22 protein-coding genes and 1 pseudogene are annotated in these 21,107 nt (G+C 61.8%); 14 read left to right on the top strand and 9 right to left on the bottom strand.

Features of this window, described 5'->3' with window-relative positions; translation table 11 throughout:
- Positions 1-3 precede the first annotated feature (3 nt).
- Together CK486_RS05430 and CK486_RS05425 are read right to left on the bottom strand one after the other, a co-directional pair.
- A complete protein-coding gene (locus tag CK486_RS05430) occupies positions 4-222 on the bottom strand; it encodes a DUF6316 family protein (RefSeq protein WP_095939267.1) in 219 nt (72 codons plus the stop codon).
- A gap of 102 nt (positions 223-324) precedes the next feature.
- Positions 325-1,341 carry a DUF2804 domain-containing protein gene (locus tag CK486_RS05425; protein ID WP_095939266.1) on the bottom strand — a complete coding sequence of 339 codons (1,017 nt, stop codon included), beginning with the start codon at positions 1,339-1,341 and terminating at the stop codon, positions 325-327.
- 221 nt (positions 1,342-1,562) lie between these two features.
- On the opposite strand from CK486_RS05425, the gene CK486_RS05420 reads away from it, so the two are divergent.
- The 5 genes from CK486_RS05420 to CK486_RS05400 all read left to right on the top strand — a co-directional run bounded on the left by CK486_RS05420 (position 1,563) and on the right by CK486_RS05400 (position 5,836).
- Positions 1,563-2,057, top strand: coding sequence for a DUF2059 domain-containing protein (locus CK486_RS05420; protein ID WP_095939265.1), 495 nt, complete (start codon positions 1,563-1,565; stop codon positions 2,055-2,057).
- Between the two features lie 2 nt (positions 2,058-2,059).
- Positions 2,060-2,365, top strand: a complete 306-nt coding sequence (locus CK486_RS05415; RefSeq protein ID WP_095939264.1) for a BolA family transcriptional regulator — start codon at positions 2,060-2,062, stop codon at positions 2,363-2,365.
- Positions 2,366-2,483: 118 nt separating this feature from the next.
- Positions 2,484-3,419, top strand: a complete 936-nt coding sequence (locus CK486_RS05410; protein ID WP_095939263.1) for a rhodanese-related sulfurtransferase — start codon at positions 2,484-2,486, stop codon at positions 3,417-3,419.
- Position 3,420: 1 nt separating this feature from the next.
- Positions 3,421-4,053 carry a DsbA family protein gene (locus tag CK486_RS05405; RefSeq protein WP_095939262.1) on the top strand — a complete coding sequence of 211 codons (633 nt, stop codon included), beginning with the start codon at positions 3,421-3,423 and terminating at the stop codon, positions 4,051-4,053.
- On the top strand, positions 4,046-5,836 hold the full coding sequence (locus CK486_RS05400; protein WP_095939261.1) for an ABC transporter ATP-binding protein: 1,791 nt from the start codon (positions 4,046-4,048) through the stop codon (positions 5,834-5,836). The genes CK486_RS05405 and CK486_RS05400 overlap by 8 nt, the downstream gene beginning before the upstream one ends.
- Positions 5,837-5,839: 3 nt before the next feature.
- Here the strand turns inward: CK486_RS05400 and CK486_RS05395 are convergent, their stop codons facing one another.
- On the bottom strand, positions 5,840-6,202 hold the full coding sequence (locus tag CK486_RS05395) for a 4a-hydroxytetrahydrobiopterin dehydratase (RefSeq protein WP_095939260.1): 363 nt from the start codon (positions 6,200-6,202) through the stop codon (positions 5,840-5,842).
- Between the two features lie 119 nt (positions 6,203-6,321).
- Here CK486_RS05395 and CK486_RS17935 point away from each other — a divergent pair, with 119 nt between their 5' ends.
- The gene (locus CK486_RS17935) at positions 6,322-6,558 is read left to right on the top strand and encodes a hypothetical protein (protein ID WP_141248886.1); all 237 of its coding nucleotides are present in this window, start codon (positions 6,322-6,324) and stop codon (positions 6,556-6,558) included.
- Positions 6,559-6,631: 73 nt separating this feature from the next.
- Here the strand turns inward: CK486_RS17935 and CK486_RS18485 are convergent, their stop codons facing one another.
- Together CK486_RS18485 and CK486_RS18480 are read right to left on the bottom strand one after the other, a co-directional pair.
- Complete coding sequence (locus CK486_RS18485) at positions 6,632-7,345, bottom strand: methyl-accepting chemotaxis protein (protein ID WP_371915486.1); 714 nt, start codon at positions 7,343-7,345, stop codon at positions 6,632-6,634.
- 141 nt (positions 7,346-7,486) lie between these two features.
- Positions 7,487-8,239, bottom strand: a pseudogene (locus CK486_RS18480) (HAMP domain-containing protein); the annotation flags it as partial.
- A gap of 113 nt (positions 8,240-8,352) precedes the next feature.
- On the opposite strand from CK486_RS18480, the gene arfB reads away from it, so the two are divergent.
- The 8 genes from arfB (at position 8,353) to argR (ending at position 16,740) form a co-directional block, all read left to right on the top strand.
- A complete protein-coding gene (arfB, locus tag CK486_RS05385) occupies positions 8,353-8,766 on the top strand; it encodes an alternative ribosome rescue aminoacyl-tRNA hydrolase ArfB (RefSeq protein ID WP_095939258.1) in 414 nt (137 codons plus the stop codon).
- 314 nt (positions 8,767-9,080) lie between these two features.
- The gene (acs, locus tag CK486_RS05380; RefSeq protein ID WP_095939257.1) at positions 9,081-11,036 is read left to right on the top strand and encodes an acetate--CoA ligase; all 1,956 of its coding nucleotides are present in this window, start codon (positions 9,081-9,083) and stop codon (positions 11,034-11,036) included.
- A 502-nt stretch (positions 11,037-11,538) separates the two neighbouring features.
- Complete coding sequence (locus CK486_RS05375; RefSeq protein WP_095939256.1) at positions 11,539-12,315, top strand: ABC transporter substrate-binding protein; 777 nt, start codon at positions 11,539-11,541, stop codon at positions 12,313-12,315.
- A 118-nt stretch (positions 12,316-12,433) separates the two neighbouring features.
- Positions 12,434-13,123 (top strand): ABC transporter permease, encoded by a 690-nt coding sequence (locus CK486_RS05370; protein WP_095939255.1) that lies wholly within the window; start codon positions 12,434-12,436, stop codon positions 13,121-13,123.
- Between the two features lie 10 nt (positions 13,124-13,133).
- A complete protein-coding gene (locus CK486_RS05365; protein ID WP_095939254.1) occupies positions 13,134-13,832 on the top strand; it encodes an ABC transporter permease in 699 nt (232 codons plus the stop codon).
- Between the two features lie 7 nt (positions 13,833-13,839).
- Positions 13,840-14,946, top strand: a complete 1,107-nt coding sequence (locus CK486_RS05360) for a succinylglutamate desuccinylase/aspartoacylase family protein (protein ID WP_095939253.1) — start codon at positions 13,840-13,842, stop codon at positions 14,944-14,946.
- 23 nt (positions 14,947-14,969) lie between these two features.
- Entirely contained in the window at positions 14,970-15,734 is a 765-nt protein-coding gene (locus tag CK486_RS05355; protein WP_095939252.1) for an ABC transporter ATP-binding protein, read from the top strand.
- Positions 15,735-15,753: 19 nt separating this feature from the next.
- Positions 15,754-16,740 carry a transcriptional regulator ArgR gene (gene argR, locus CK486_RS05350; protein WP_095939251.1) on the top strand — a complete coding sequence of 329 codons (987 nt, stop codon included), beginning with the start codon at positions 15,754-15,756 and terminating at the stop codon, positions 16,738-16,740.
- 37 nt (positions 16,741-16,777) lie between these two features.
- On the opposite strand, the gene CK486_RS05345 is transcribed toward argR, so the two are convergent.
- From CK486_RS05345 to CK486_RS05330, 4 genes are all read right to left on the bottom strand, one after another.
- Positions 16,778-18,130: a hemolysin family protein gene (locus CK486_RS05345; protein ID WP_095939250.1), complete on the bottom strand. Its 1,353-nt coding sequence runs from the start codon at positions 18,128-18,130 to the stop codon at positions 16,778-16,780.
- A 72-nt stretch (positions 18,131-18,202) separates the two neighbouring features.
- A complete protein-coding gene (locus tag CK486_RS05340) occupies positions 18,203-18,520 on the bottom strand; it encodes a hypothetical protein (RefSeq protein WP_095939249.1) in 318 nt (105 codons plus the stop codon).
- Positions 18,521-18,848: 328 nt separating this feature from the next.
- Entirely contained in the window at positions 18,849-20,027 is a 1,179-nt protein-coding gene (locus CK486_RS05335; RefSeq protein ID WP_095939248.1) for a VWA domain-containing protein, read from the bottom strand.
- Between the two features lie 168 nt (positions 20,028-20,195).
- Positions 20,196-21,041 (bottom strand): MoxR family ATPase, encoded by an 846-nt coding sequence (locus tag CK486_RS05330; RefSeq protein ID WP_095939247.1) that lies wholly within the window; start codon positions 21,039-21,041, stop codon positions 20,196-20,198.
- Positions 21,042-21,107 lie beyond the last annotated feature (66 nt).

The raw sequence follows: 21,107 nt of genomic DNA, 5'->3' as shown, positions 1-21,107 counted from the left end.
CTATCAGTTGCTGAGGCTGCTCGCTCGGGCGATCAAGGCACTGGCCTGCTGCATGCGGCGGATGTATTGGTCGATATTGCGCTCAGCGTCTACCCGCGTGAAGTAGGGGCCTTCCAGCGTGCCTTCACGGGTAGAAAAGAAATACTGGCCATTAATGGCGCTCACCCTCTCGCTGCGATAATGGCTGCGTGGGGCAGGGTCTAGGCTGCGTTTACCGAACATGGCGCGGTCTCCTGTCTGTCAAGGGTGACCAGCTTCAGTCTAATCAGCGGTATCGTTTGTGTTGGAGCAAACGACCAGTGGTTGTTTTTTGCGCAATAGTGCTCACCAGCGGGCCTGATTCAGGCCAATCCATCCCAGCGCACTGTGCACGGGCACTTTGTTGCCATCCTCGCCCTGTACCACCCCGCTGAACTCGCCAAACCACTGCCTGTTGTCGTGGTACAGCGGACCGAGTTTTGGGCAGGTCCGGTGCAGTTGACGGGGGCTGAAAGTCAGCTCAACTCGTCCGCATTCGCTACGGATGGGCCAGGGGCTGAGAGGGTCGATGCTGTTGCCCGGATGGAAGCTGACTTGGCTATTCAGTTTGGTCAGTTTGCCGCCAAGCCACAGTGCGTTGTCAGTTAATCCACTGCCATCGGTCCAGCCGCGGCCAAAGTTGCCAGCGATCCCGCCTGGCGCAGCGAAGGCAACGCGTGACCAATTGCTGCGGTGTGGCCATAAGCCGCGACCGAAATCCAGGCTGGCAAAGCTGCGTCCCGGGATACATTGGTAGTGGTAAGTACCCAACTGGATGCTGCCAATCACTGGCAATCCTAGCTGGCGACAGCTGGCATGGAAGCCGTTCTTGGGCAAAGGTACTACCAGGTTCATGGATTCAAGGTGCGCCGGACGTTGGATGTCCAGCTCCACCTGCAGGTTCTGTCCGCCAATGTCTGGTGCATTAACGCTCAGACGAGTGCGCCCGGCTTGCTCGTCGACACGAATATGCAGTTGCGGGTGCTCGAAGACCTGACTGGCTTGAGGTGTGTCTGGCAGATCGCAGCCATGTCCGAGCAAGCTCAGTCGTGTGAAGGCGATGCTTTTTCCAGAGTGCAGATCCAGGAAGTAGGCCGCTGCAAAACCAATCAGATCAAGATCGGCCAGAGTAATTGCAAGCATCCAGTTTGGAGTGGTGATACACCAGTGATTCCAGCGCTTTCGTCGGCCGAAATGCCCAGGAATATGGCAGTCAAACTGAGGGCGTGCCGACCAACCGACGGCCTCGGGGTTCAGTCGACCGTCACTCAGACACAGTGGAACCAGCGCACTGGCCGGCAGCGGTGAAACCAGACTGTTCATGGACACATCCTTGTGTGCAAAGCCGTGGTCATACGAATAGGTTAGGGGCTGTCAGCGTGCCGTCATTGCCGGTCAGTGGCAAGTGCTGGCCTTTTGGCAATCGGATAAACGGTGTGTTGTCGCCAGTTTGTCCTGTGCGCCAGTGCACACCTTTGGTTGCTTGAGCCGTTCGCAGCTTGGGCGCAGAATGCCGAACTTTCCAACCTCGAACGGGATTTTCGATGAAAGCGCTGCGCCTCCTCAGTTCTGCCCTTCTCCTGTCGGCCCTCAGTGGCCAGGTTCTGGCCGATGCTGCCAGCCATGCCGCCGAGGCCGAGGCGTTCCTCAAACTCGCCCGTGCCGACAAACTGACCGTGCCGGTGTATGCCCAGGTGCAGCAGATGTTTGCTCAGGGCTTTGCCCAGGCCAAGGCGCCGGAGAGCAAGAAGGCCGTGCTGGAACGTTACCAGGCCAAGGCCAATGCCGAGCTGGATAAAGCCGTCGGTTGGCCGGTGCTCAGGCCCGAACTGGTCAAGCTTTACACCAATGCGTTCAGCGAGAAGGAGCTCAAGGAGTTGATGGCCTTCTACCAGTCGCCGCTGGGCAAGAAAGTGCTGGAAAACATGCCGATGCTGACGGCCGAGTCGGCACGCCTGACTCAGGCGAAACTGCAGAGCGCCGTGCCTCAGGTCAACAAACTCGTTGCTGAGATGAACAAGGAACTGGGAGTCAAATAAGCATGTCCATGCGTGAGCGTCTGCTGGCCAGCCTGGCCGATCTGCAGCCCGAGCACTTGGATGTGCTGGATGAAAGCCACATGCACAGCCGTGGCCAGGAAACCCACTACAAGGCGGTGATCGTCAGTGAGCAGTTTGCCGGGCTCAATGCCGTGAAACGTCATCAGCGGGTGTATGCCACCCTCGGTGAGCTGATGGGGCAGGTGCATGCCCTGGCATTGCATACCTACACACCCGAAGAGTGGGCGGCGCAGGCGGTAGTGCCGGATTCGCCGACCTGCCGCGGCGGCAGCAAGCACGACCACTGAGTCGACATGGCTTGGGCCTGCGCCAGGGCTTTTGTTAGACTGCAACACCGCGCCGGCCCTGAGCCGGCGCCTTTGTTTCAGGTTCGCCCTTTACGCGGGCGCTCACCGAGGTATCCCCATGACCGCTCCCATCGTCGTCGCGGCGCTCTACAAGTTCGTCTCCCTGCCTGATTACCTCGCGTTGCGCGAGCCGCTGCTGGCAACCCTTCTGCAACATGAGATCAAGGGCACACTGCTGCTGGCCGAGGAGGGCATCAACGGTACGGTGTCCGGCAGTCGTGAAGCCATCGATGCCTTGCTTGTCTGGCTGCGGCAGGACCCGCGTCTGGCGGATGTCGACCATAAAGAGTCGTACTGCGATGAGCAGCCGTTCTACCGAACCAAGGTGAAGCTGAAGAAGGAAATCGTCACCCTCGGCGTGCCCGGGGTTGATCCCAATAAGGCGGTTGGCACCTATATTGAGCCCGCCGACTGGAATGCCCTGATCAGCGACCCTGAAGTGCTGCTGATCGACACGCGCAACGACTATGAAGTGGCCATCGGTACCTTTGAGGGCGCCATTGATCCCAAGACAGCGTCGTTCCGCGAGTTCCCCGAGTACATCAAGGCGCACTTCGACCCCAGCCGGCACAAGAAGGTCGCGATGTTCTGCACCGGTGGCATCCGTTGCGAGAAGGCGTCCAGTTACATGCTGGGGGAAGGCTTTGCCGAGGTGTATCACCTCAAGGGCGGCATTCTCAAATACCTCGAAGAGGTGCCCGAGACCGAGTCGAAGTGGCGCGGCGACTGTTATGTGTTCGATAACCGGGTGACCGTGCGTCATGACCTCTCGCGGGGTGATTACGAGCATTGCCATGCCTGCCGTCAGCCGGTCTCGGCTGAAGATCGTCAGTCCGAACATTACGAGGCGGGTATCAGTTGTCCGCACTGCTGGGACAGCCTGCCGGAGAAGACCCGTGCCTCGGCCCGTGCCCGGCGCCGGCAGATCGAACTGGCGGCAGCGCGCAACCTGCCACATCCGATCGGTTTCAACTACAAGGCCGAGGAGCACTGAAATGGCTGCCACCCGCCTGCTCTATGTAATGGACCCCATGTGCTCCTGGTGCTGGGGGTTTGCCCCGGTGGTCGAGGCGCTCACCGAGCAGGCGGCGCGGTTTGGCGTGGCGCTGGAGCTGCGGCTTGGCGGTTTGCGTCGCGCCACCGGTATGGCGCTGGATGGCCAGTTGCGCCAGACCATCCTCGAACACTGGCGGGCGGTGGCGGAAACCACCGGCCAGGCCTTCCGCTTTGAAGGGGCCATGCCGCCCGGATTCGTCTACGACACCGAACCGGCCTGCCGTGCGCTGGTCGCTGCCCGTGCTCTGGACGCTTCAGCCCTGCCGGCGCTGCTCAAGGGCATCCAGCAGGCGTTCTATGCCGAGGGCCGCGATGTGACCCGAACTGCCGAGCTGCTGGCTCTGGCTGAAGCCGCCGGTTTGCCACGGCAGGCTTTTGCCGAAGCCTTTGATGCCGCTCAGGCAGCCACCGCGGCGGATTTCGCCTGGGTCGATGGTCTGGGCATCAGTGGCTTTCCCACGCTGCTGGCCGAGCACAAGGGGCAGTTTGCCTTGCTGACCAACGGCTACCAGCCGCTGGAGCAACTGCAGCCGCTGCTCGGTCGCTGGCTGGAGCGCGTGACCCATGCCTGAGGCTGCGCCCGACCGGCTGAGCTGGGCGGAGATCCGCCAGCTCGCCCTGCGTCACCGCAAGGCGCTGTTGCTGGCCAATCTGCTGGCGGTGCTCGGCGTGCTGGCCAGTGTGCCGATCCCGCTACTGCTGCCGCTGCTGGTCGACGAGGTACTGCTCCATCAGGGGGATGCCGCCCTGCGGGTGATGGACCGGGTGTTGCCTTCGGCCTGGCAGCAGGCTGCCGGCTATATCGGCCTGATCCTGGCCAGCACCCTGTTGCTGCGTTGCAGTGCCTTGCTGTTCAACGTGCTGCAGGCGCGTCTGTTTGCCCGTTTGTCCAAGGACATCGTCTATCGCCTGCGCCTGCGTCTGATCGAACGGCTCAAGCGCATTTCTCTGGGCGAGTATGAAAGCCTGGGCAGCGGCACGGTGACGGCTCATCTGGTGACCGACCTGGATACCCTGGACAAGTTCGTCGGCGAAACCCTGAGCAAGTTTCTGGTGGCTGTGCTCACCCTCACGGGCACTGCGGCGATCCTGCTTTGGATGCACTGGCAGCTGGCGCTGCTGATCCTGCTGTTCAACCCGCTGGTGATCTACGCCACGGTGCAGTTGGGCAAGCGGGTCAAGCACCTGAAGAAGCTCGAGAACGACAGCACCGCGCGCTTTACCCAGGCGCTGAGCGAAACCCTGGAGGCGATTGGCGAGGTGCGTGCCAGCAACCGTCAGGGCTTCTTCCTTGGTCGTCTTGGCCAGCGGGCCGAGGAGGTACGCGATTTCGCCGTGGCCTCGCTATGGAAGAGCGATGCGGCAGGCCGCGCCAGCGGTCTGCTGTTCCAGTTCGGTATCGATGTTTTCCGCGCCGCGGCGATGCTCACCGTGCTGTTTTCCGACCTGACGATCGGCCAGATGCTCGCGGTGTTCAGCTACCTGTGGTTCATGATCGGCCCGGTCGAGCAACTGCTCGGCCTGCAGTATGCCTACTATGCCGCAGGGGCCGCGCTGCAACGGCTCAACGAGCTGCTGGCGCGCGCCGATGAGCCGCAATACCCGCAAAGCCGCGATCCCTTTGCCGGCGTGGAGACGCTGGGTATCGAGATCGAGGGCCTGCGCTTTGCCTACCGCGATGAGCCGGTGCTCGACGGGCTCAATCTGCATATCCATGCGGGCGAGAAAGTGGCGATCGTCGGCGCTTCGGGCGGTGGCAAGAGCACTCTGGTGCAGTTGCTGCTCGGTCTTTATACGCCCCAGGCTGGGACCATCCGTTTCGGCGGGGTGAGTCAGCAGGAGATCGGCCTGACCGGCATTCGCGACAACGTCGCGGTGGTGCTTCAGCATCCGGCGCTGTTCAATGACACGGTGCGTGCCAACCTCAGCATGGGGCGTACGGTCACGGATGACGAATGCTGGCACGCCCTCGGCATTGCCCAGCTGGCGGACACCGTGCGCGGCTTGCCGCATGGGCTGGACAGTGTGGTCGGCCGCTCCGGTGTGCGCCTGTCCGGTGGCCAGCGGCAGCGCCTGGCAATTGCCCGGATGATTCTGGCCAAGCCCAAGGTGGTGATTCTGGATGAGGCCACTTCAGCGCTGGATGCTGCCACCGAATATGCTCTGCATCAGGCGCTCGGCGAGTTCCTGCAGGGGCGTACCACGCTGATCATTGCCCACCGCCTGTCCGCGGTTAAGCAGGCGGACCGAGTACTGGTGTTCGATGGCGGGCATATCGCCGAGCAGGGAGGGCACCAGCAACTGATCGCCGAAGGCGGGCTTTACGCCAAACTGTACGGCCACCTGCAGCACTGACTTTCAGCCCTCGCGCAGGCCCTCGGCAGTTTCGCTCAGCAGATCGCAGCGCGCGGCGAGAATGAAATCGTTCAGCTGCAGGCCGGCACAGCTGTGGGTCCACCAGCTGGCCGTCACTTTGCCCCACTCGGTCAGCAGCGCGGGGTGATGGTCGGCGGCTTCGGCCAGCTCGCCGAGGCGGTTGGTGAAGGTCAGCGCCTCGGCAAAGTTGCCGAAGTGAAAGGCCCGCTGCAGGCGGGTAACACCTTCGATCTCGATGATTTTCCAGCCGGGCAATTGCCTGAGCAGCTCTTGCTGCTCAGAAACCGTAATCGGGGAGGGCTTGCCGTAGCAGGGGAGGCAGTGGGCTTGGCGGAGTTCGATCATAGGGCGACTCCCGGCGTGTTAGTTGTGTGGCAGATTAACTCGCCGCTGGGTATAGGTCGACGTCACCGGGCACTGGCGGTTTGGCTTAGCCTGATTCACTGATTGCTCAGGACTAGGGCATGCTGGTTGCCGTTGGTTGGAGCGATGGCACGTCCGGAGCTACTGGTCCTTGGATTGCTCTGACTGTTCAGATCGAGCAGGGCGCTGCGCAGGTATTTTCAGCGCATGTCAGCTTTCTTGCAGGGCCTGGCTGTCCAGTGTGGCGTCTATGGTCGACACAGACGACGCTCGTTCCGAGCCAGATAATGCTCAGGCTGTTTGCGGAAAATTTCGATGTTGCCAGTATTGGCCCGTGAAGTCCGTCGCAAGAGTGAGAGGCCTTCAATCACTCGTTTCAGAACTTGGTCACGGGCCTGTTGGCACTGAGCGCTAGAGGTTGAAGCGGGCTACTGAACTTTGCATGGCTTTCACCACGGACTCCATTTGCTCGGTAGCCGCAGCCAATTGATGAATGGAGGCATGGTTGCGTTGCGCGACCACGCTGATTTGTTCCACGCGCAGCGCTACCTCGTTGCTCGCTTTGCTTTGCTCGGCGATGGTGCTGGAGATTTCTTGCACCATCGCGGCAGCACGTTGAGCTCCATGCCGTATCTCATTGATGGAGGCACCTGCCTGCTGAGCTAGTGAGACACCGCTGCTGACCCGTTCAACGCCAGTTGCCATGCTGCTCACAGCTTGCTCAGTGCTGCTGCGGATGCGTTCGATCATCTGGGTGATTTCTTGGGTCGATTGCGAGGTTCGTGCTGCCAGATTCCGAACTTCATCGGCAACCACGGCAAATCCACGCCCGGCTTCGCCTGCTCGTGCGGCCTCAATAGCGGCATTGAGGGCCAGTAGATTGGTCTGTTCAGCGATGCTGTTGATCACCTGGATGATTGAGTAAATCTCTTCCGAAGACTGACCCAGTACGCTGATGGTGCTTGATGACTGGTTGACTGCATCGGCAATGCGGCTCATGCCATCAACCACATCGAGTATGACCTGGCCCCCACTGCTGGCCAGTTGCTCGGATTGCGACGAGATGCCTTGGGCATTGCGCGCATGTTCGGAAATCTGCTGGATGTTGTGGATCATTTGTTCCATGGCCGCAGCTACGCTGGTGGCGCTGTCGGCCTGTTCACTGGCGCCTTCAACAATATTCTGCGAGGTCTGGTTGAGGTAGACCGCGGTGTTGTGTAGTTGAGTGCTCTCGTTGCGGATGGTATCGATCATTTGCCGCAGATTGTTCTGCATAACGATCAGTGCCTGTTGCATCTGGCCTGCTTCGTCTTGGCTTTCCACTTCTATGTGATTGCACAGGTTTCCGCTGGCAATGGCCTGAGCGACGCTGACGGTTTTAAGCAGCGGGCGAAGTACAGCACGCATGAGTTGTTGAGTGAGCAGGGCGAGTAACCCGGTTATTGCCAGTATGCCCACTACCAACAGTAGATTGGCCCTTGAGCTACTCGCTTCGGCCTCGGCTTTGTTGTGCTGCGCCATGTCTTCAATTAACTGACTGAGCGCCTCATTCTTCTCCTCCAGCTCGCTGAAGCTGGCTTCAAAGCCAGAAAGTGCTTGATGTGCTGCAGCGCGGTCCTTGAGTGCCAGTTCGGCCACTTTTTGTGCTTCGCTGATATAGGCAGCAAGTGCTGGGCGCGATTGAGCGATTGCCGCGCTGACCTTCCCACCCAGAGGCAATTTGGCATTGTCTTCTAGCGTGCGTTGGAACCACTCACTGTGCTCTTTGAGATCGTTTCGCAACTGATCCACTGCAGCAGCATCAGTCGGCTCTATAACGAAGGCATTGAGCACATCCGCCCGTAAGCCGTCGTGCATCATGTCGCCTTCCAGATGATTGCGCAGAGCCTGCAGGCTCAGCTGGTTGTGCGCCAGCCCTTGTGCCACCTGCACCTGCCCCCAGTAACCTATCCCTCCCAACGCAACGGCTGCGAGTACGCTAAGTACGCCAGCGAGGATCATCTTTTGTTGCAGGGTCATGTTCCGGACTCCCTGTGCACGAACTGTTCAGGCAAGACTAGTCGATTCTGGGAAGCTGTCCTGCTCTTGCCGCTGCAAGTAATCTAGCTGCCTAGTTTTGCGAGTATTGGCCCATGCTGGAGATCTCCCGTTCCGTGCGTCTGCAGCTCGATGAAATCGAGCTGACCGCCATCCGCGCTCAGGGCGCTGGCGGGCAGAACGTCAACAAGCTGTCCAGCGCCATGCACCTGCGCTTCGACAGCCAGGCCTCGTCGTTGCCGCCGTTCTACAAGCAGCGTCTGCTGGAGCTGCGTGATGCGCGCATCACCGCTGAGGGCGTGGTGATCATCAAGGCCCAGCAATACCGCACCCAGCTGCAAAACCGCGCCGATGCCCTGCAGCGATTGCAGGAACTGCTGCAAGCGGCCGGTCGTAGCGACAAACCCCGGCGCCCGACCAAACCCACCCGTGGTTCGCAGCAGCGGCGTCTGGATGGCAAGCAGAAGCGCGGCGCAATCAAGGCCGGACGCGGGCGGGTGGATTTCTGATCACTCGCTGGTCGGCCGGCAAAGGCCTCCGGTCGGACGCGACCTTGGTCGAATGGCACCTTTGGCCGGGCCTGCTAATACTGATTACCGAGAGATGTGTTACCCCAAGACGCGTGTGATTGCGGTGCTTCCCCCGAGGCACCCGAGTTGGCGGCCAATGTGGCCGCCATTTTTTTTGCGCAGCGCCTCAAAATTGGGGGTTACAGGCGGGATCAGGCTGCTGTTGCGGTAAGACCATGGTCGAATGGCTGGGAGAGGGAGGCGAGCGGTACAAAGTCGACACAGACCCAATAACCGCTTTTGAGGACACCACCATGAGCTCTGCCAACCTCTATCCTGTTCGCCCGGAAGTGGCGGCCCAGTCCCTGGTGGATGATGCCCGCTACAAGGCGATGTACCAGCAGTCGATCATCAATCCGGATGGCTTCTGGCGCGAGCAGGCCAAGCGCCTCGACTGGATTCAGCCGTTCACCAAGGTCAAGCAGACCTCCTTCGACGATCACCATGTCGATATCAAGTGGTTCGCCGACGGCACCCTGAACGTCTCGGCCAACTGCCTGGACCGTCATCTGGAAACCCGCGGTGATCAGATCGCCATCCTCTGGGAAGGCGACGATCCGTCCGAGCATCAGGAAATCACCTACCGTCAGCTGCACGAGCAGGTGTGCAAGTTCGCCAACGCCCTGCGCGGCCAGGACGTGCACCGCGGCGACGTTGTGACCATCTACATGCCGATGATCCCGGAAGCCGTGGTGGCCATGCTCGCCTGTACCCGCATCGGCGCCATCCACTCGGTGGTGTTTGGCGGCTTCTCGCCGGAGGCGCTGGCCGGACGCATCATCGACTGCAAGTCGAAGATCGTCATCACCGCGGATGAAGGCGTGCGCGGCGGCAAGAAGACTCCGCTCAAGGCCAACGTCGACGATGCGCTGACCAATCCCGAAACCTCCAGCGTGCAGAAGATCGTGGTGGTCAAACGCACTGGTGGCGACATCAAATGGCACGGCCACCGCGATGTCTGGTACGAGGACCTGATGAAGGTTGCGTCAAGCTCCTGCGCACCGAAAGAGATGGGCGCCGAAGAGCCGATGTTCATCCTCTATACCTCCGGCTCCACCGGCAAGCCCAAGGGTGTGCTGCACACCACCGGCGGCTACCTGGTATACGCCTCGATGACCCACGAATACGTGTTCGACTACAAGCCGGGCGAGGTCTACTGGTGCACCGCCGACGTGGGCTGGGTCACCGGTCACAGCTACATCGTCTACGGCCCGCTGACCAATGGCGCCACTACGCTGCTGTTCGAGGGCGTGCCGAACTACCCGGACGTGACCCGTGTGCAGAAGATCATCGACAAGCACAAGGTCAACATCCTCTACACCGCGCCGACCGCAATCCGCGCCATGATGGCCGAAGGCCGCGCGGCGGTGGATGGTGCCGACGGCTCCAGCCTGCGTCTGCTCGGTTCGGTGGGTGAGCCGATCAACCCGGAAGCCTGGCACTGGTATTACGATGCCGTGGGTCAGGGCCGCTGCCCGATCGTCGACACCTGGTGGCAGACCGAAACCGGCGGCATCCTGATCAGCCCGCTGCCGGGTGCCACCGCGCTCAAGCCGGGCTCGGCCACCCGTCCGTTCTTCGGTGTGCAGCCGGCGCTGGTGGACAACCTGGGCAACCTGCTGGACGGCGCCACCGAGGGCAATCTGGTGATCATCGACTCCTGGCCGGGTCAGGCCCGTACCCTGTACGGCGACCACGACCGCTACGTCGACACCTACTTCAAGACCTTCAAGGGCATGTACTTCACCGGTGACGGCGCCCGTCGCGACGAGGACGGCTACTACTGGATTACCGGTCGAGTGGATGACGTTCTGAACGTCTCCGGCCACCGCATGGGCACCGCCGAGATTGAAAGCGCCATGGTCGCTCACCCGAAAGTCGCTGAGGCAGCCGTGGTCGGCATGCCGCACGACATCAAGGGGCAGGGCATTTATGTGTACGTCACCCTGAACAGCGGCGAAGAGCCCAGCGAAGCGCTGCGTCAGGAACTGCGCAACTGGGTACGCAAGGAGATCGGCCCGATCGCCTCGCCCGATGTCATCCAGTGGGCTCCGGGATTGCCGAAGACCCGCTCGGGCAAGATCATGCGCCGCATCCTGCGCAAGATCGCCGTCGCCGAATACGATTCTCTCGGCGACATCTCCACCCTGGCCGACCCCAGTGTGGTGCAACACCTGATCGACACCCATCGCGGCATGCAGGCGGCATAAGCCTCTTCAGACCGCAACGCCCCAGCCACAAGCCGGGGCGTGAGCAAGGCCCGCCTGGCAATCGCTGTGCGGGCCTTGTTCATTGTGTAGGGCAGGTAACAGTGCAGCGGGTAACGTCAGGCTCTCGGATGGGGCATAGGCACCCAGCATTCTACGGTTGTGAGGCAGGATGCGTATTGTGCAACCGCTCTATATCAGGCATTACCGTCAGTCGGATTAAGTTGGCCTGGGAATTGAATGAATTACAGGTTTTAAAAGCTGTCTGCTCGGTCATTTTTTGCCTGCCCTGTCAAGGGCTCATCCCGCGCCTCACCTGCCTTCTGTAATTAGTTGTCGCATCCAGGAAATAACCCCCTTTGCACCGTCGCTAGAATGCCGAGCACCGTCCTGGCGGCTTAAGCCTGCGTCTTGCGCAGGCAGGGCTCACGATACTTTCTACACTGGCCAGATGACGAAAACGCTTCAACTGCCAATCGCTCATTCCTATCTCGGGAGTCACAAGATGAAAAAGATTGCACTGCTCGGCGCACTGACCATGGCCCTGCTGGCCCCTCTGGCTCAGGCCGACGACAAGCCTCTGCGCATTGGCATTGAAGCCGCCTATCCCCCCTTCGCCATGAAGACCCCGGAAGGCGCCATCACCGGCTTCGACTACGACATCGGCAATGCCCTGTGCGAGGAGATGAAGGTCAAGTGCCAGTGGATCGAACAGGAGTTCGATGGCCTGATCCCGGCGCTCAAGGTACGCAAGTTTGACGCCGTGCTGTCGTCCATGAGCATCACCGAAGACCGTCTGAAGTCTGTGGACTTCACCGACAAGTACTACCACACCCCCGGCAAGCTGGCGATGAAGGCTGGTTCGACCGTCAATGATCCGCTTGTTGATCTGAAGGGCAAGAAAGTAGCGGTGCAGCGCGCCTCGACCTACGACCGCTATGCCACCGACAAGTTTGCGCCTGCCGGTATCGAGATCGTTCGTTACAGCTCGCAGAACGAAGCTTTCCTGGATCTGGCGGCTGGCCGTGTGGACGCCACCCTGGCCGACGTGGTCAACATCGACGACGGCTTCCTCAAGACCGATGCCGGCAAGGGCTTCGTTCTGGTAGGGCCTGACTTCAATGACGAGAAGTACTTCGGCAACGGCGCAGGTATTGCTGTGCGCAAGGGTGACAAGGCCACCGCGGAGAAATTCAACGCCGCCATCGCCGCCATCCGTGCCAACGGCAAGTACCAAGCCATTCAGGACAAGTACTTCAAGTTCAACGTCTACGGCGAATAATGCCGCCGGGGCCGCCTGAGCGGCCCCGCAACGCTGCTCCGCTGTGCGGGTGATCCCCTCTCAGCGGCCCGATCTCCCCTGGCGGCGCGATCCGCGCTCTGCATGAGGAAGTCTGATCATGCTCAATGGTTACGGCGCCACCATACTCGATGGCACCTGGCTGACCCTGCAGCTGGCACTGAGCTCGATGGCCGTGGCCGTCGGTCTCGGCCTGCTCGGCGCGGCCTTCCGCCTCTCGCCGCTGCGCTGGCTGTCCGGCATGGGCGAGGCCTATGCCACGGTCATCCGCGGCATTCCCGATCTGGTCCTGATCCTGCTGATCTTCTACGGCGGCCAGGACATGGTGAACCGCATCGCCCCGATGCTGGGACACGACGACTACATCGACATCGACCCGTTCATCGCCGGTGTCGGTACCCTCGGCTTCATCTACGGCGCCTACCTGTCGGAAACCTTCCGCGGTGCCTTCATGGCCATCCCCAAGGGACAGGCCGAGGCCGGTCTGGCCTATGGCTTCAGTGGCCTGCAGGTGTTCTTCCGCATCCTGGTGCCGCAGATGATCCGCCTGGCCATTCCCGGCTTCACCAACAACTGGCTGGTGCTGACCAAGGCCACCGCGCTGATCTCGGTGGTCGGCCTGCAGGACATGATGTTCAAGGCCAAGAATGCGGCCGACGCCACCCACCAGCCGTTCACCTTCTACCTGGCGGTGGCCGGCATCTACCTGCTGATCACCAGTGTTTCGCTGCTGGCCCTGCGTTTCGTCGAGAAACGCTATTCGGTCGGCGTGAAGACCGCTGAAATCTGAGGGTAACGCCATGATCTTTGACTACAACGTGGTGTGGGACAGCCTGCCGCTGTACTTCGGTGGTGTGCTGGTAACCCTCAAACTGTTGGCCATCTCGCTGTTCTTCGGTCTGGCGCTGGCCGTGCCGCTGGCACTGATGCGCATCTCCAAACAGGCGGCGGTCAATTTCCCGGCCTGGCTCTACACCTATGTCATCCGCGGTACGCCGATGATGGTGCAGCTGTTTTTGATCTACTACGGCCTGGCCCAGTTCGAGGCGGTCCGTGCCAGCGCCCTGTGGCCCTGGCTGTCCAACGCCACCTTCTGCGCCTGCCTGGCGTTCGCCATCAACACCAGCGCCTATTCGGCGGAGATTCTGGCCGGCAGCCTCAAGGCCACGCCCCATGGCGAGATCGAGGCGGCCAAGGCCATGGGTATGTCGCGCTTCACCTTCTACCGCCGCATCCTGCTGCCCTCGGCACTGCGCCGGGCACTGCCGCAGTACAGCAACGAGGTGATCATGATGCTGCACACCACCAGTCTGGCCTCGATGGTGACGCTGATCGACATCACCGGTGCGGCGCGCACGGTCAACTCGCAGTACTACATGCCGTTCGAAGCCTTCGTAACCGCCGGCCTGTTCTACCTGGCGCTGACCTTCGTGCTGGTGCGCCTGTTCAAGCTGGCCGAGCACCGCTGGCTGGCCTATCTGGCCCCGCGCAAGCACTGAGGCGGCCATGCAGCGTATCGACCATCCGTTGCCCTGGGGCATGCCGGGTACCCAGCGCAGCCTCACCGTGCTGCGCTTCGGCGCCGGCAGCCGCAAGGCCTACATCCAGGCCAGTCTGCATGCCGACGAGCTGCCGGGCATGCGTGTGGCGGTGGAGCTCAAGCGCCGCCTGCGCGAGCTGGAAGCCGAAGGCCGGCTGCGCGGCGTGATCGAACTGGTGCCAGTGGCCAACCCCATCGGGCTGGGCCAGATGTTTCAGGCCACCCATCAGGGTCGCTTCGAGCTGGGCAGTGGCCGCAACTTCAACCGCGATTTTCCGGCGCTGGACGTGCTGATCGGTGAGGCACTGGTCGGTCGTCTGGACGATGACGCCGAGCAGAACGTGGCGCGGGTTCGTCAGGCCATGCGCCAGGCGCTCGATAACCTGCCGTCGGCGGGGTCCGAGTTGCAGGGGCTGCAGCGTCTGCTGCTGCGCCATGCCTGCGACGCTGATCTGGTGCTCGACCTGCACTGCGACTTCGAGGCCTGCGTGCACCTGTATGCCCTGCCGCAACAGGCCGAGGCCCTGAAGCCGCTGGCTGCGCGTCTTGGCGCCGGTGCTCTGCTGATGGCCGAGGATGCCGGCGGCAGCTCGTTCGACGAGGCCTGCTCAACCCCCTGGTTGCGTCTGGCCCCGCGTTATCCTCAGTTGCCGCTGGCCTGCCTGGCTGCCACCGTGGAACTGGGCGGCATGCTCGACACCGGCGCCGAACGCTGCACCGCCCAGGCCGAAGCCATTCTGGCCTTCCTCGCCGAGCGCGGGCTGATCGATGGAGCCTGGCCCGAGGCCCCAGCCGAGTGCTGCCCGGCCACGCCTTTCGACGGCGCCCAGTATGCCCTTGCGCCCCATGCCGGGGTGGTCGGTTACCTGCAGCCGGTTGGCGCGCGGGTGGCTGTGGGCGATCCGCTGTTCGAGGTGATAGATCCGCTGGATGACCGCCACAGCATCGTCCGCGCCGAGACTGCTGGCATTGTCTATGCCCGCGAACGCCTGCGCTTCGCCCAGCCGGGGCTGTGGCTGGTCAAGGTCGCCGGCGCTACTCCCATTCGTCAGGGTCGCTTGCTCAGCGACTGATTCGCTTCCAGAGAGTCAAAACCATGTACAAACTCGAAGTTCAGGATCTGCACAAGCGCTACGGCAGCAATGAAGTGCTAAAGGGCGTGTCCCTGGCGGCCAAGGCGGGCGATGTGATCAGCATCATCGGCTCCAGCGGCTCGGGCAAGAGTACCTTCCTGCGCTGCATCAACCTGCTGGAGCAGCCGCATTCGGGCAGGATTCTGCTCAATGGCGAGGAGCTCAAGCTCAAGCCCGGCAAGGATGGTGCGCTCAAGGCCGTGGATGCCAAGCAGCTGCAGCGCATGCGCTCGCGCCTGTCGATGGTGTTTCAGCACTTCAACCTGTGGTCGCACATGAGCGCGCTGGACAACGTCATGGAAGCGCCCGTGCATGTGCTCGGCGTGAGCAAGGCCGAGGCCCGCGACAAGGCTGAACACTACCTGGCCAAGGTCGGTGTGGCGCACCGCAAGGATGCCTATCCGGGGCATATGTCCGGTGGCGAGCAGCAGCGCGTGGCCATTGCCCGCGCGCTGGCCATGGAGCCGGAAGTCATGCTGTTCGACGAGCCGACCTCGGCTCTCGACCCCGAGCTGGTCGGCGAGGTGCTCAAGGTCATGCAGGACCTGGCGCAGGAAGGCCGCACCATGGTGGTGGTGACCCACGAAATGGGCTTTGCCCGTGAGGTGTCCAACCAGCTGGTATTCCTGCACAAGGGGCTGGTGGAGGAAACCGGCTGTCCGAAGGAAGTGCTGGCCAATCCGCAGTCTGAACGTCTGAAACAGTTCCTTTCCGGCAGCCTGAAATAAGCGTCTAGACTTGCACACCATGACGATCCCGCAGCGCATCACCTTTCTGCTTTGGCCCTCCGTGCGCCCCATGACACTGGCGCTGGCGGAGGAGGTGCTGCGGGTTGCACGCCGCGTGCATGCCGATGCCCATTACGAGCTGCAGCTGCTGCATGCCGAGCCTTTTGCCGAGAGCCATGGCTGGCGTCTGCCGGGGGAGCTCTGGAACGGTACGCTGGAACAGACGGAGCGTCTGTTTCTGTTCGCCGACGAACCTCCGGCGAATATGCCGCCGGCGTTGCAGAGTGCTCTCAAACAGGCCGCGCGTAGTGGCTGCGTACTGGGGGCTTTTGCCGCCGGTGTGTTTCCCCTGGCCCAGCTGGGCCTGCTCGATGGCTATCGTGCCGCTGTGCACTGGCGCTGGCTGGACGAGTTCGCCGAGCGTTACCCCAAGGCCATTGCCACCAACCATCTGTTCGACTGGGACCGTGACCGCCTGACGGCCTGTGGCGGCATGACCGTGGTCGACCTGCTGCTGGCGGTGCTCAGCCGTGATCACGGCGCCGAACTGGCCGGTGCGGTCAGCGAGGAACTGGTGGTCGAGCGTATTCGCGAAGGCGGCGAGCGCCAGCGCATTCCACTGCAGAACCGTCTGGGCTCCAGCCATCCCAAGCTGACCCAGGCCGTGCTGCTGATGGAAGCCAACATCGAAGAGCCGCTGACCACCGACGAGATTTCCCAGCATGTCTGTGTGTCGCGCCGCCAGCTGGAACGCATCTTCAAGCAGTACCTCAACCGCGTACCCAGCCAGTACTACCTGGAGCTGCGCCTGAACCGTGCGCGGCAGATGCTGATGCAGACCAGCAAGTCGATCATCCAGATCGGACTGTCGTGTGGTTTTTCATCCGGCCCGCACTTCTCCAGTGCCTACCGCAACTTCTTCGGCGTCACGCCGCGGGATGACCGCAACCAGCGCCGCGGCCAGCACCCTGCCGATGCCCAGCCGCTGATGGTCGAGCGCGGCTGAGAGTAACCGGACGCCCGCCTGCTAATACCCGAGAGGGTTATCGTTGTTTGCCGGGATTGCGGTTTTCCGTATCGGTCCAGGGCAAGCTGTTGTCTTCATCGTCTTCGGTTGTTTCCACCGGGGTTGCCAGCACCTTGTCGATGCGCTTGCCGTCCATGTCGACCACTTCGAACATCCAGCCATCCCACTGAACCCGGTCGCTGGTGGCCGGTACGCGGCCCAGCAGCAGCATGATCATGCCGGACACGGTGTGAAAGCGGCCCTTGTCTTCTTCGGGAACGCTTTTGAGCGTCAGGCGATCCTTCATCTCCGGAATGGGGATGGCGCCGTCCAGCAGCCAGGAACCGTCGTGTCGCTGCACGGCCCAGGCGTCATCGGCATTGTTGGGGGTGAACTCACCGGTGACGGCTTCCAGCACGTCCTGCAGGGTGACGATACCCTCCAGCTCGCCGTACTCGTCGATGACGAAGGCCATCTGCATGCCGCTGGCGCGGAACTGCTCAAGCAACTCCATGCCGGTGAGGGTTTCCGGCACGTAGACGCAGTGATGCAGCTGGGCGGTGAAGTCAGGTTGTTCACCTTTGGCCAGGCAGGCAAAGGCCTGTTTGGCATGGACTACACCCAGCAGGTTGTCCAGGCCGCCGTCACACACCGGGAAGCGCGAGTGCTCCGATTCGATCATCAGCTGGATGTTCTCTTGCGCCGGCTTGCGCACATCGATGTAGACCAGATCCGAGCGCGGGATCATCAGCGAACCGAGCTGGCGGTCGTCCAGACGGAACACGTTGCGCACCATCTCGTGCTGGTGCTGTTCGATGACGCCGGACTCCGAGCCTTCTTCGAGCATGGCGTGGATTTCTTCCTCGGTGACGCCGGAGTTGTTGACCATACGCACACCCATGATGCGCAGAATGGTGTGGGTCGACCAGGACAGCAGCAGCACGAACGGGCGGGTCAGGAAGGACAGGGTCACCATCGGCCGGGCAACCAGGCGGGCGATGGCTTCCGGGTTGAGCTGGCCGATGCGCTTGGGCACCAATTCGCCGATCACGATGGAAACATAGGTGATCACGATCACCACGCCGGCGGTAGCACCGATGCTGGCCGTGGCGCTGTCGACACCAAGCGATTTCAGCCATTCCGCCAGAGGCGCAGCCAGCACGGCCTCACCGACGATACCGTTGAGTATGCCGATGGAGGTGATGCCGATCTGGATGGTCGAGAGAAACTTGGTCGGGTCTTCGCCAAGTTTCAGAGCCACGGCGGCCGATGAGTCGCCATCGGCCGCGAGCTTCATCAGCCGGGCTTTTCTGGCGGCGACCAGCGCGATCTCCGACATGGCGAACAGGCCATTGAGGACGATCAGCAAGGCCAGGGCAAAAAATTCCATCGTAGTTCTCCCAGTGCGGCTTCCGCGCACTGTCTATTCATTGATTCGGTATTCGAGGTCTTGTCCGGGCGCTCAGCAGGATAGCTGCTGGGCAGACGCCAGTTGCTGCAGGCATTCGCGTGTGCAGGCGCCCAGGGGAGTTCCCTGCTGATCACAGAGTATGCCCAGCTCGGCCTGCTTGCGGTTGAGCTGGCGCAATGCTTCGTCGAGGCTGATGGATACCGGCAGGCAGGGCGTCAGGGTGACGAGGCGGTGCACGTCGGCGCGATTGCCGGTCAGCAGCTCGATGGCCAGTGCTGCTCTCTGAACATAGCCCAGCGGGAAGGCTTCTTCGGCGCTGCTGAAAACCAGCAGGTAACCGGGAGCGCTGTGCATCACGGTCGCGCGCATGGCGCCACGGCTGCTGTCGAGATCGAGTCGTGGGAAATGATCCAGCGGGATCAGAAGCTGCGCCAGCAGGTCGCTAAGAGACCGCGGGGAGTCTGACTGAAGAGGTTGTGAGTTGCACGGGCTTTCCTTGTGGGGAAAGCAGCAACTGGGAGGTTCCGACAGGGCTGACATTGGATTCTTTTGCAAACCAGGGGAACCAAAGCATACCTGCGGTTGTCGCGCAGGCGGGCAGCGGGTGTTTTACAAGCTGTGTTTCTGTTGGTCGGGCGTATCCCGCCCAATGAAGAGGCCGCCTGAACAGGCGGCCTCGGCTGTTACTGCCCAGGGCTTATTTGGAGAGAAAACGCATGCCTTCTTCCAGCCCCTGCAGCGTCAGCGGGTGCATCTGGTCGTTGATCAGCTCGCGCACCAGCCCGGTGGAGGCGGTGTAGTCCCAGCTGCTCTTGGGGTAGGGGTTGATCCAGATGAGCTTCTTGTATTTCTCCATGAAGCGTTTCATCCAGACGTAGCCGGCTTCCTCGTTCCAGTGCTCCACGCTGCCGCCGGCCTGGGTGATCTCGTAGGGCGCCATGGCGGCGTCGCCGACGAACACGACCTTCCAGTCCGGACCGTACTTGTGCAGCAGGTCATGGGTAGGGTAACGCTCGCTGGTGCGGCGCAGGTTGTTCTTCCACACGCTTTCGTAGATGAAGTTGTGGAAGTAGAAGTACTCCAGGTGCTTGAACTCGGTCTTGCACGCCGAGAACAGTTCCTCGCAGACCTTGACGTGGGCGTCCATCGAGCCGCCGATGTCGAACAGGATCAGCAGCTTCACCGTGTTGCGCCGCTCCGGACGCATCTGGATATTCAGCAGGCCGCCGTCCTTGGCGGTGTGGTCGATGGTGCCGCCGAGGTCGAACTCTTCCGCGGCGCCCTCGCGGGCGAACTTGCGCAGGCGGCGCAAGGCCACCTTGATGTTGCGCGTGCCCAGCTCGACCTGGTCGTCGAGGTTCTTGTACTCGCGCTGGTCCCACACCTTGGCGGCTTTGCCCTGGCGCTTGCCGGCATCGCCGACGCGGATGCCCTCGGGGTTGTAGCCGCCGGAGCCGAAGGGGCTGGTGCCGCCGGTGCCGATCCACTTGTTGCCGCCTTCGTGGCGCTCCTTCTGTTCTTCCAGGCGCTTCTTGAACTCTTCGATCAGCTTGTCCAGGCCACCGAGGGACTGGATCTGTGCGCGTTCCTCATCGCTCAGAAGACGCTCGAATTCCTTGCGCAGCCATTCCTCGGGAATCAGCGCTTCCAGGTGCTCGTTGAGGTTCTCCAGGCCTTTGAAGTAGGCACCGAAGGCACGGTCGAACTTGTCGAAGTGACGCTCGTCCTTCACCAGGATCGCCCGGGCGAGGTAGTAGAACTCGTCCATATCGGCGAACACCACGTTGTGCTTCAACGCGTTGATCAGGTCGAGCAGCTCGCGCACCGACACGGGCACCTTGGCCGCGCGCATTTCATTGAACAGGTTGAGCAGCATGGACGTGCCCTCGGTTAAATCTGTGACTCGATTGCTCGCACGGTGGGAGGGGCGAGCGAGCTAGAGCCAGGCAAGGCGGGAGTGGGCGAGGAAGCGCAGTTTACTGATGTAAATGAGCATTCCGAGCCCGCTCTCAACGCAGCCTGGCCGACGCGCAGCCGGCCTGGTTTAGCGACCGGCGCGGCGGGCCATGAAGGCCAGGCGTTCGAGAAGCATCACATCCTGCTCGTTCTTCACCAGAGCACCGGCCAGCGGCGGGATGGCCTTGGTCGGATCACGTTCGCGCAGCACGGCTTCGCCGATGTTGTCGGCCATCAGCAGCTTCAGCCAGTCGACCAGCTCGCTGGTGGACGGCTTCTTCTTCAGGCCCGGCACCTTGCGCACGTCGAAGAACACGTCCAGCGCTTCGGCAACCAGGCTGCCGCTGATGCCCGGGTAGTGCACGTCGACGATTTTCTGCAGGGTGTCGCGGTCGGGGAAGGCGATGTAGTGGAAGAAGCAGCGGCGCAGGAAGGCGTCCGGCAGTTCCTTCTCGTTGTTCGAGGTGATGATGATGATCGGGCGCTGCTTGGCCTTGATGGTTTCGTTGGTCTCGTAAACGTAGAACTCCATCTTGTCGAGTTCCTGCAACAGGTCGTTGGGGAACTCGATGTCGGCCTTGTCGATTTCGTCGATCAGCAGGATGACCCGCTCTTCGGACTCGAAGGCCTCCCACAGCTTGCCTTTCTTGATGTAGTTCTTGACGTCGTGGACCTTGTCCGAGTCCAGCTGCGAGTCGCGCAGACGGCTGACCGCGTCGTACTCGTACAGACCCTGGTGCGCCTTGGTGGTGGATTTGATGTGCCAGGTGATCAGGCGGGCACCGAAGGCGTCGGCCAGTTGCTCGGCCAGCATGGTCTTGCCGGTACCCGGCTCGCCCTTGACCAGCAGCGGGCGCTGCAGGGTGATGGCGGCGTTGACCGCGAGCTTCAGGTCATCGGTGGCGACGTAGGACTGAGTGCCTTCGAACTTCATGGGAAACCTCGGACGGTAAGGCCGGCAAGGAAACCGGCCGGTACAGTATTGGAAAAGCCGACTATA

Origin of the sequence: Pseudomonas sp. HAR-UPW-AIA-41 (assembly GCF_002304225.1) — a bacterium.
GTDB lineage: Bacteria > Pseudomonadota > Gammaproteobacteria > Pseudomonadales > Pseudomonadaceae > Aquipseudomonas.
The sequence above is the reverse complement of the archived record's forward strand: the minus strand, read 5'-3'. Positions and strand labels throughout refer to the sequence as shown.

Coding starts and splice junctions, on each gene's coding strand:
- CK486_RS05430 (WP_095939267.1), bottom strand. CDS start 222: ATGTTCGGTAAACGCAGCCTAGACCCTGCCCCACGCAGCCATTATCGC.
- CK486_RS05335 (WP_095939248.1), bottom strand. CDS start 20,027: ATGCTGCTCAACCTGTTCAATGAAATGCGCGCGGCCAAGGTGCCCGTG.
- acs (WP_095939257.1), top strand. CDS start 9,081: ATGAGCTCTGCCAACCTCTATCCTGTTCGCCCGGAAGTGGCGGCCCAG.
- CK486_RS05400 (WP_095939261.1), top strand. CDS start 4,046: ATGCCTGAGGCTGCGCCCGACCGGCTGAGCTGGGCGGAGATCCGCCAG.
- argR (WP_095939251.1), top strand. CDS start 15,754: ATGACGATCCCGCAGCGCATCACCTTTCTGCTTTGGCCCTCCGTGCGC.
- CK486_RS17935 (WP_141248886.1), top strand. CDS start 6,322: ATGCTGGTTGCCGTTGGTTGGAGCGATGGCACGTCCGGAGCTACTGGT.
- CK486_RS05410 (WP_095939263.1), top strand. CDS start 2,484: ATGACCGCTCCCATCGTCGTCGCGGCGCTCTACAAGTTCGTCTCCCTG.
- CK486_RS05340 (WP_095939249.1), bottom strand. CDS start 18,520: ATGCGCGCGACCGTGATGCACAGCGCTCCCGGTTACCTGCTGGTTTTC.
- CK486_RS18485 (WP_371915486.1), bottom strand. CDS start 7,345: ATGGAACAAATGATCCACAACATCCAGCAGATTTCCGAACATGCGCGC.
- CK486_RS05395 (WP_095939260.1), bottom strand. CDS start 6,202: ATGATCGAACTCCGCCAAGCCCACTGCCTCCCCTGCTACGGCAAGCCC.
- CK486_RS05365 (WP_095939254.1), top strand. CDS start 13,134: ATGATCTTTGACTACAACGTGGTGTGGGACAGCCTGCCGCTGTACTTC.
- CK486_RS05415 (WP_095939264.1), top strand. CDS start 2,060: ATGTCCATGCGTGAGCGTCTGCTGGCCAGCCTGGCCGATCTGCAGCCC.
- CK486_RS05330 (WP_095939247.1), bottom strand. CDS start 21,041: ATGAAGTTCGAAGGCACTCAGTCCTACGTCGCCACCGATGACCTGAAG.
- CK486_RS05420 (WP_095939265.1), top strand. CDS start 1,563: ATGAAAGCGCTGCGCCTCCTCAGTTCTGCCCTTCTCCTGTCGGCCCTC.
- CK486_RS05375 (WP_095939256.1), top strand. CDS start 11,539: ATGAAAAAGATTGCACTGCTCGGCGCACTGACCATGGCCCTGCTGGCC.
- CK486_RS05405 (WP_095939262.1), top strand. CDS start 3,421: ATGGCTGCCACCCGCCTGCTCTATGTAATGGACCCCATGTGCTCCTGG.
- CK486_RS05345 (WP_095939250.1), bottom strand. CDS start 18,130: ATGGAATTTTTTGCCCTGGCCTTGCTGATCGTCCTCAATGGCCTGTTC.
- arfB (WP_095939258.1), top strand. CDS start 8,353: ATGCTGGAGATCTCCCGTTCCGTGCGTCTGCAGCTCGATGAAATCGAG.
- CK486_RS05360 (WP_095939253.1), top strand. CDS start 13,840: ATGCAGCGTATCGACCATCCGTTGCCCTGGGGCATGCCGGGTACCCAG.
- CK486_RS05370 (WP_095939255.1), top strand. CDS start 12,434: ATGCTCAATGGTTACGGCGCCACCATACTCGATGGCACCTGGCTGACC.
- CK486_RS05355 (WP_095939252.1), top strand. CDS start 14,970: ATGTACAAACTCGAAGTTCAGGATCTGCACAAGCGCTACGGCAGCAAT.
- CK486_RS05425 (WP_095939266.1), bottom strand. CDS start 1,341: ATGAACAGTCTGGTTTCACCGCTGCCGGCCAGTGCGCTGGTTCCACTG.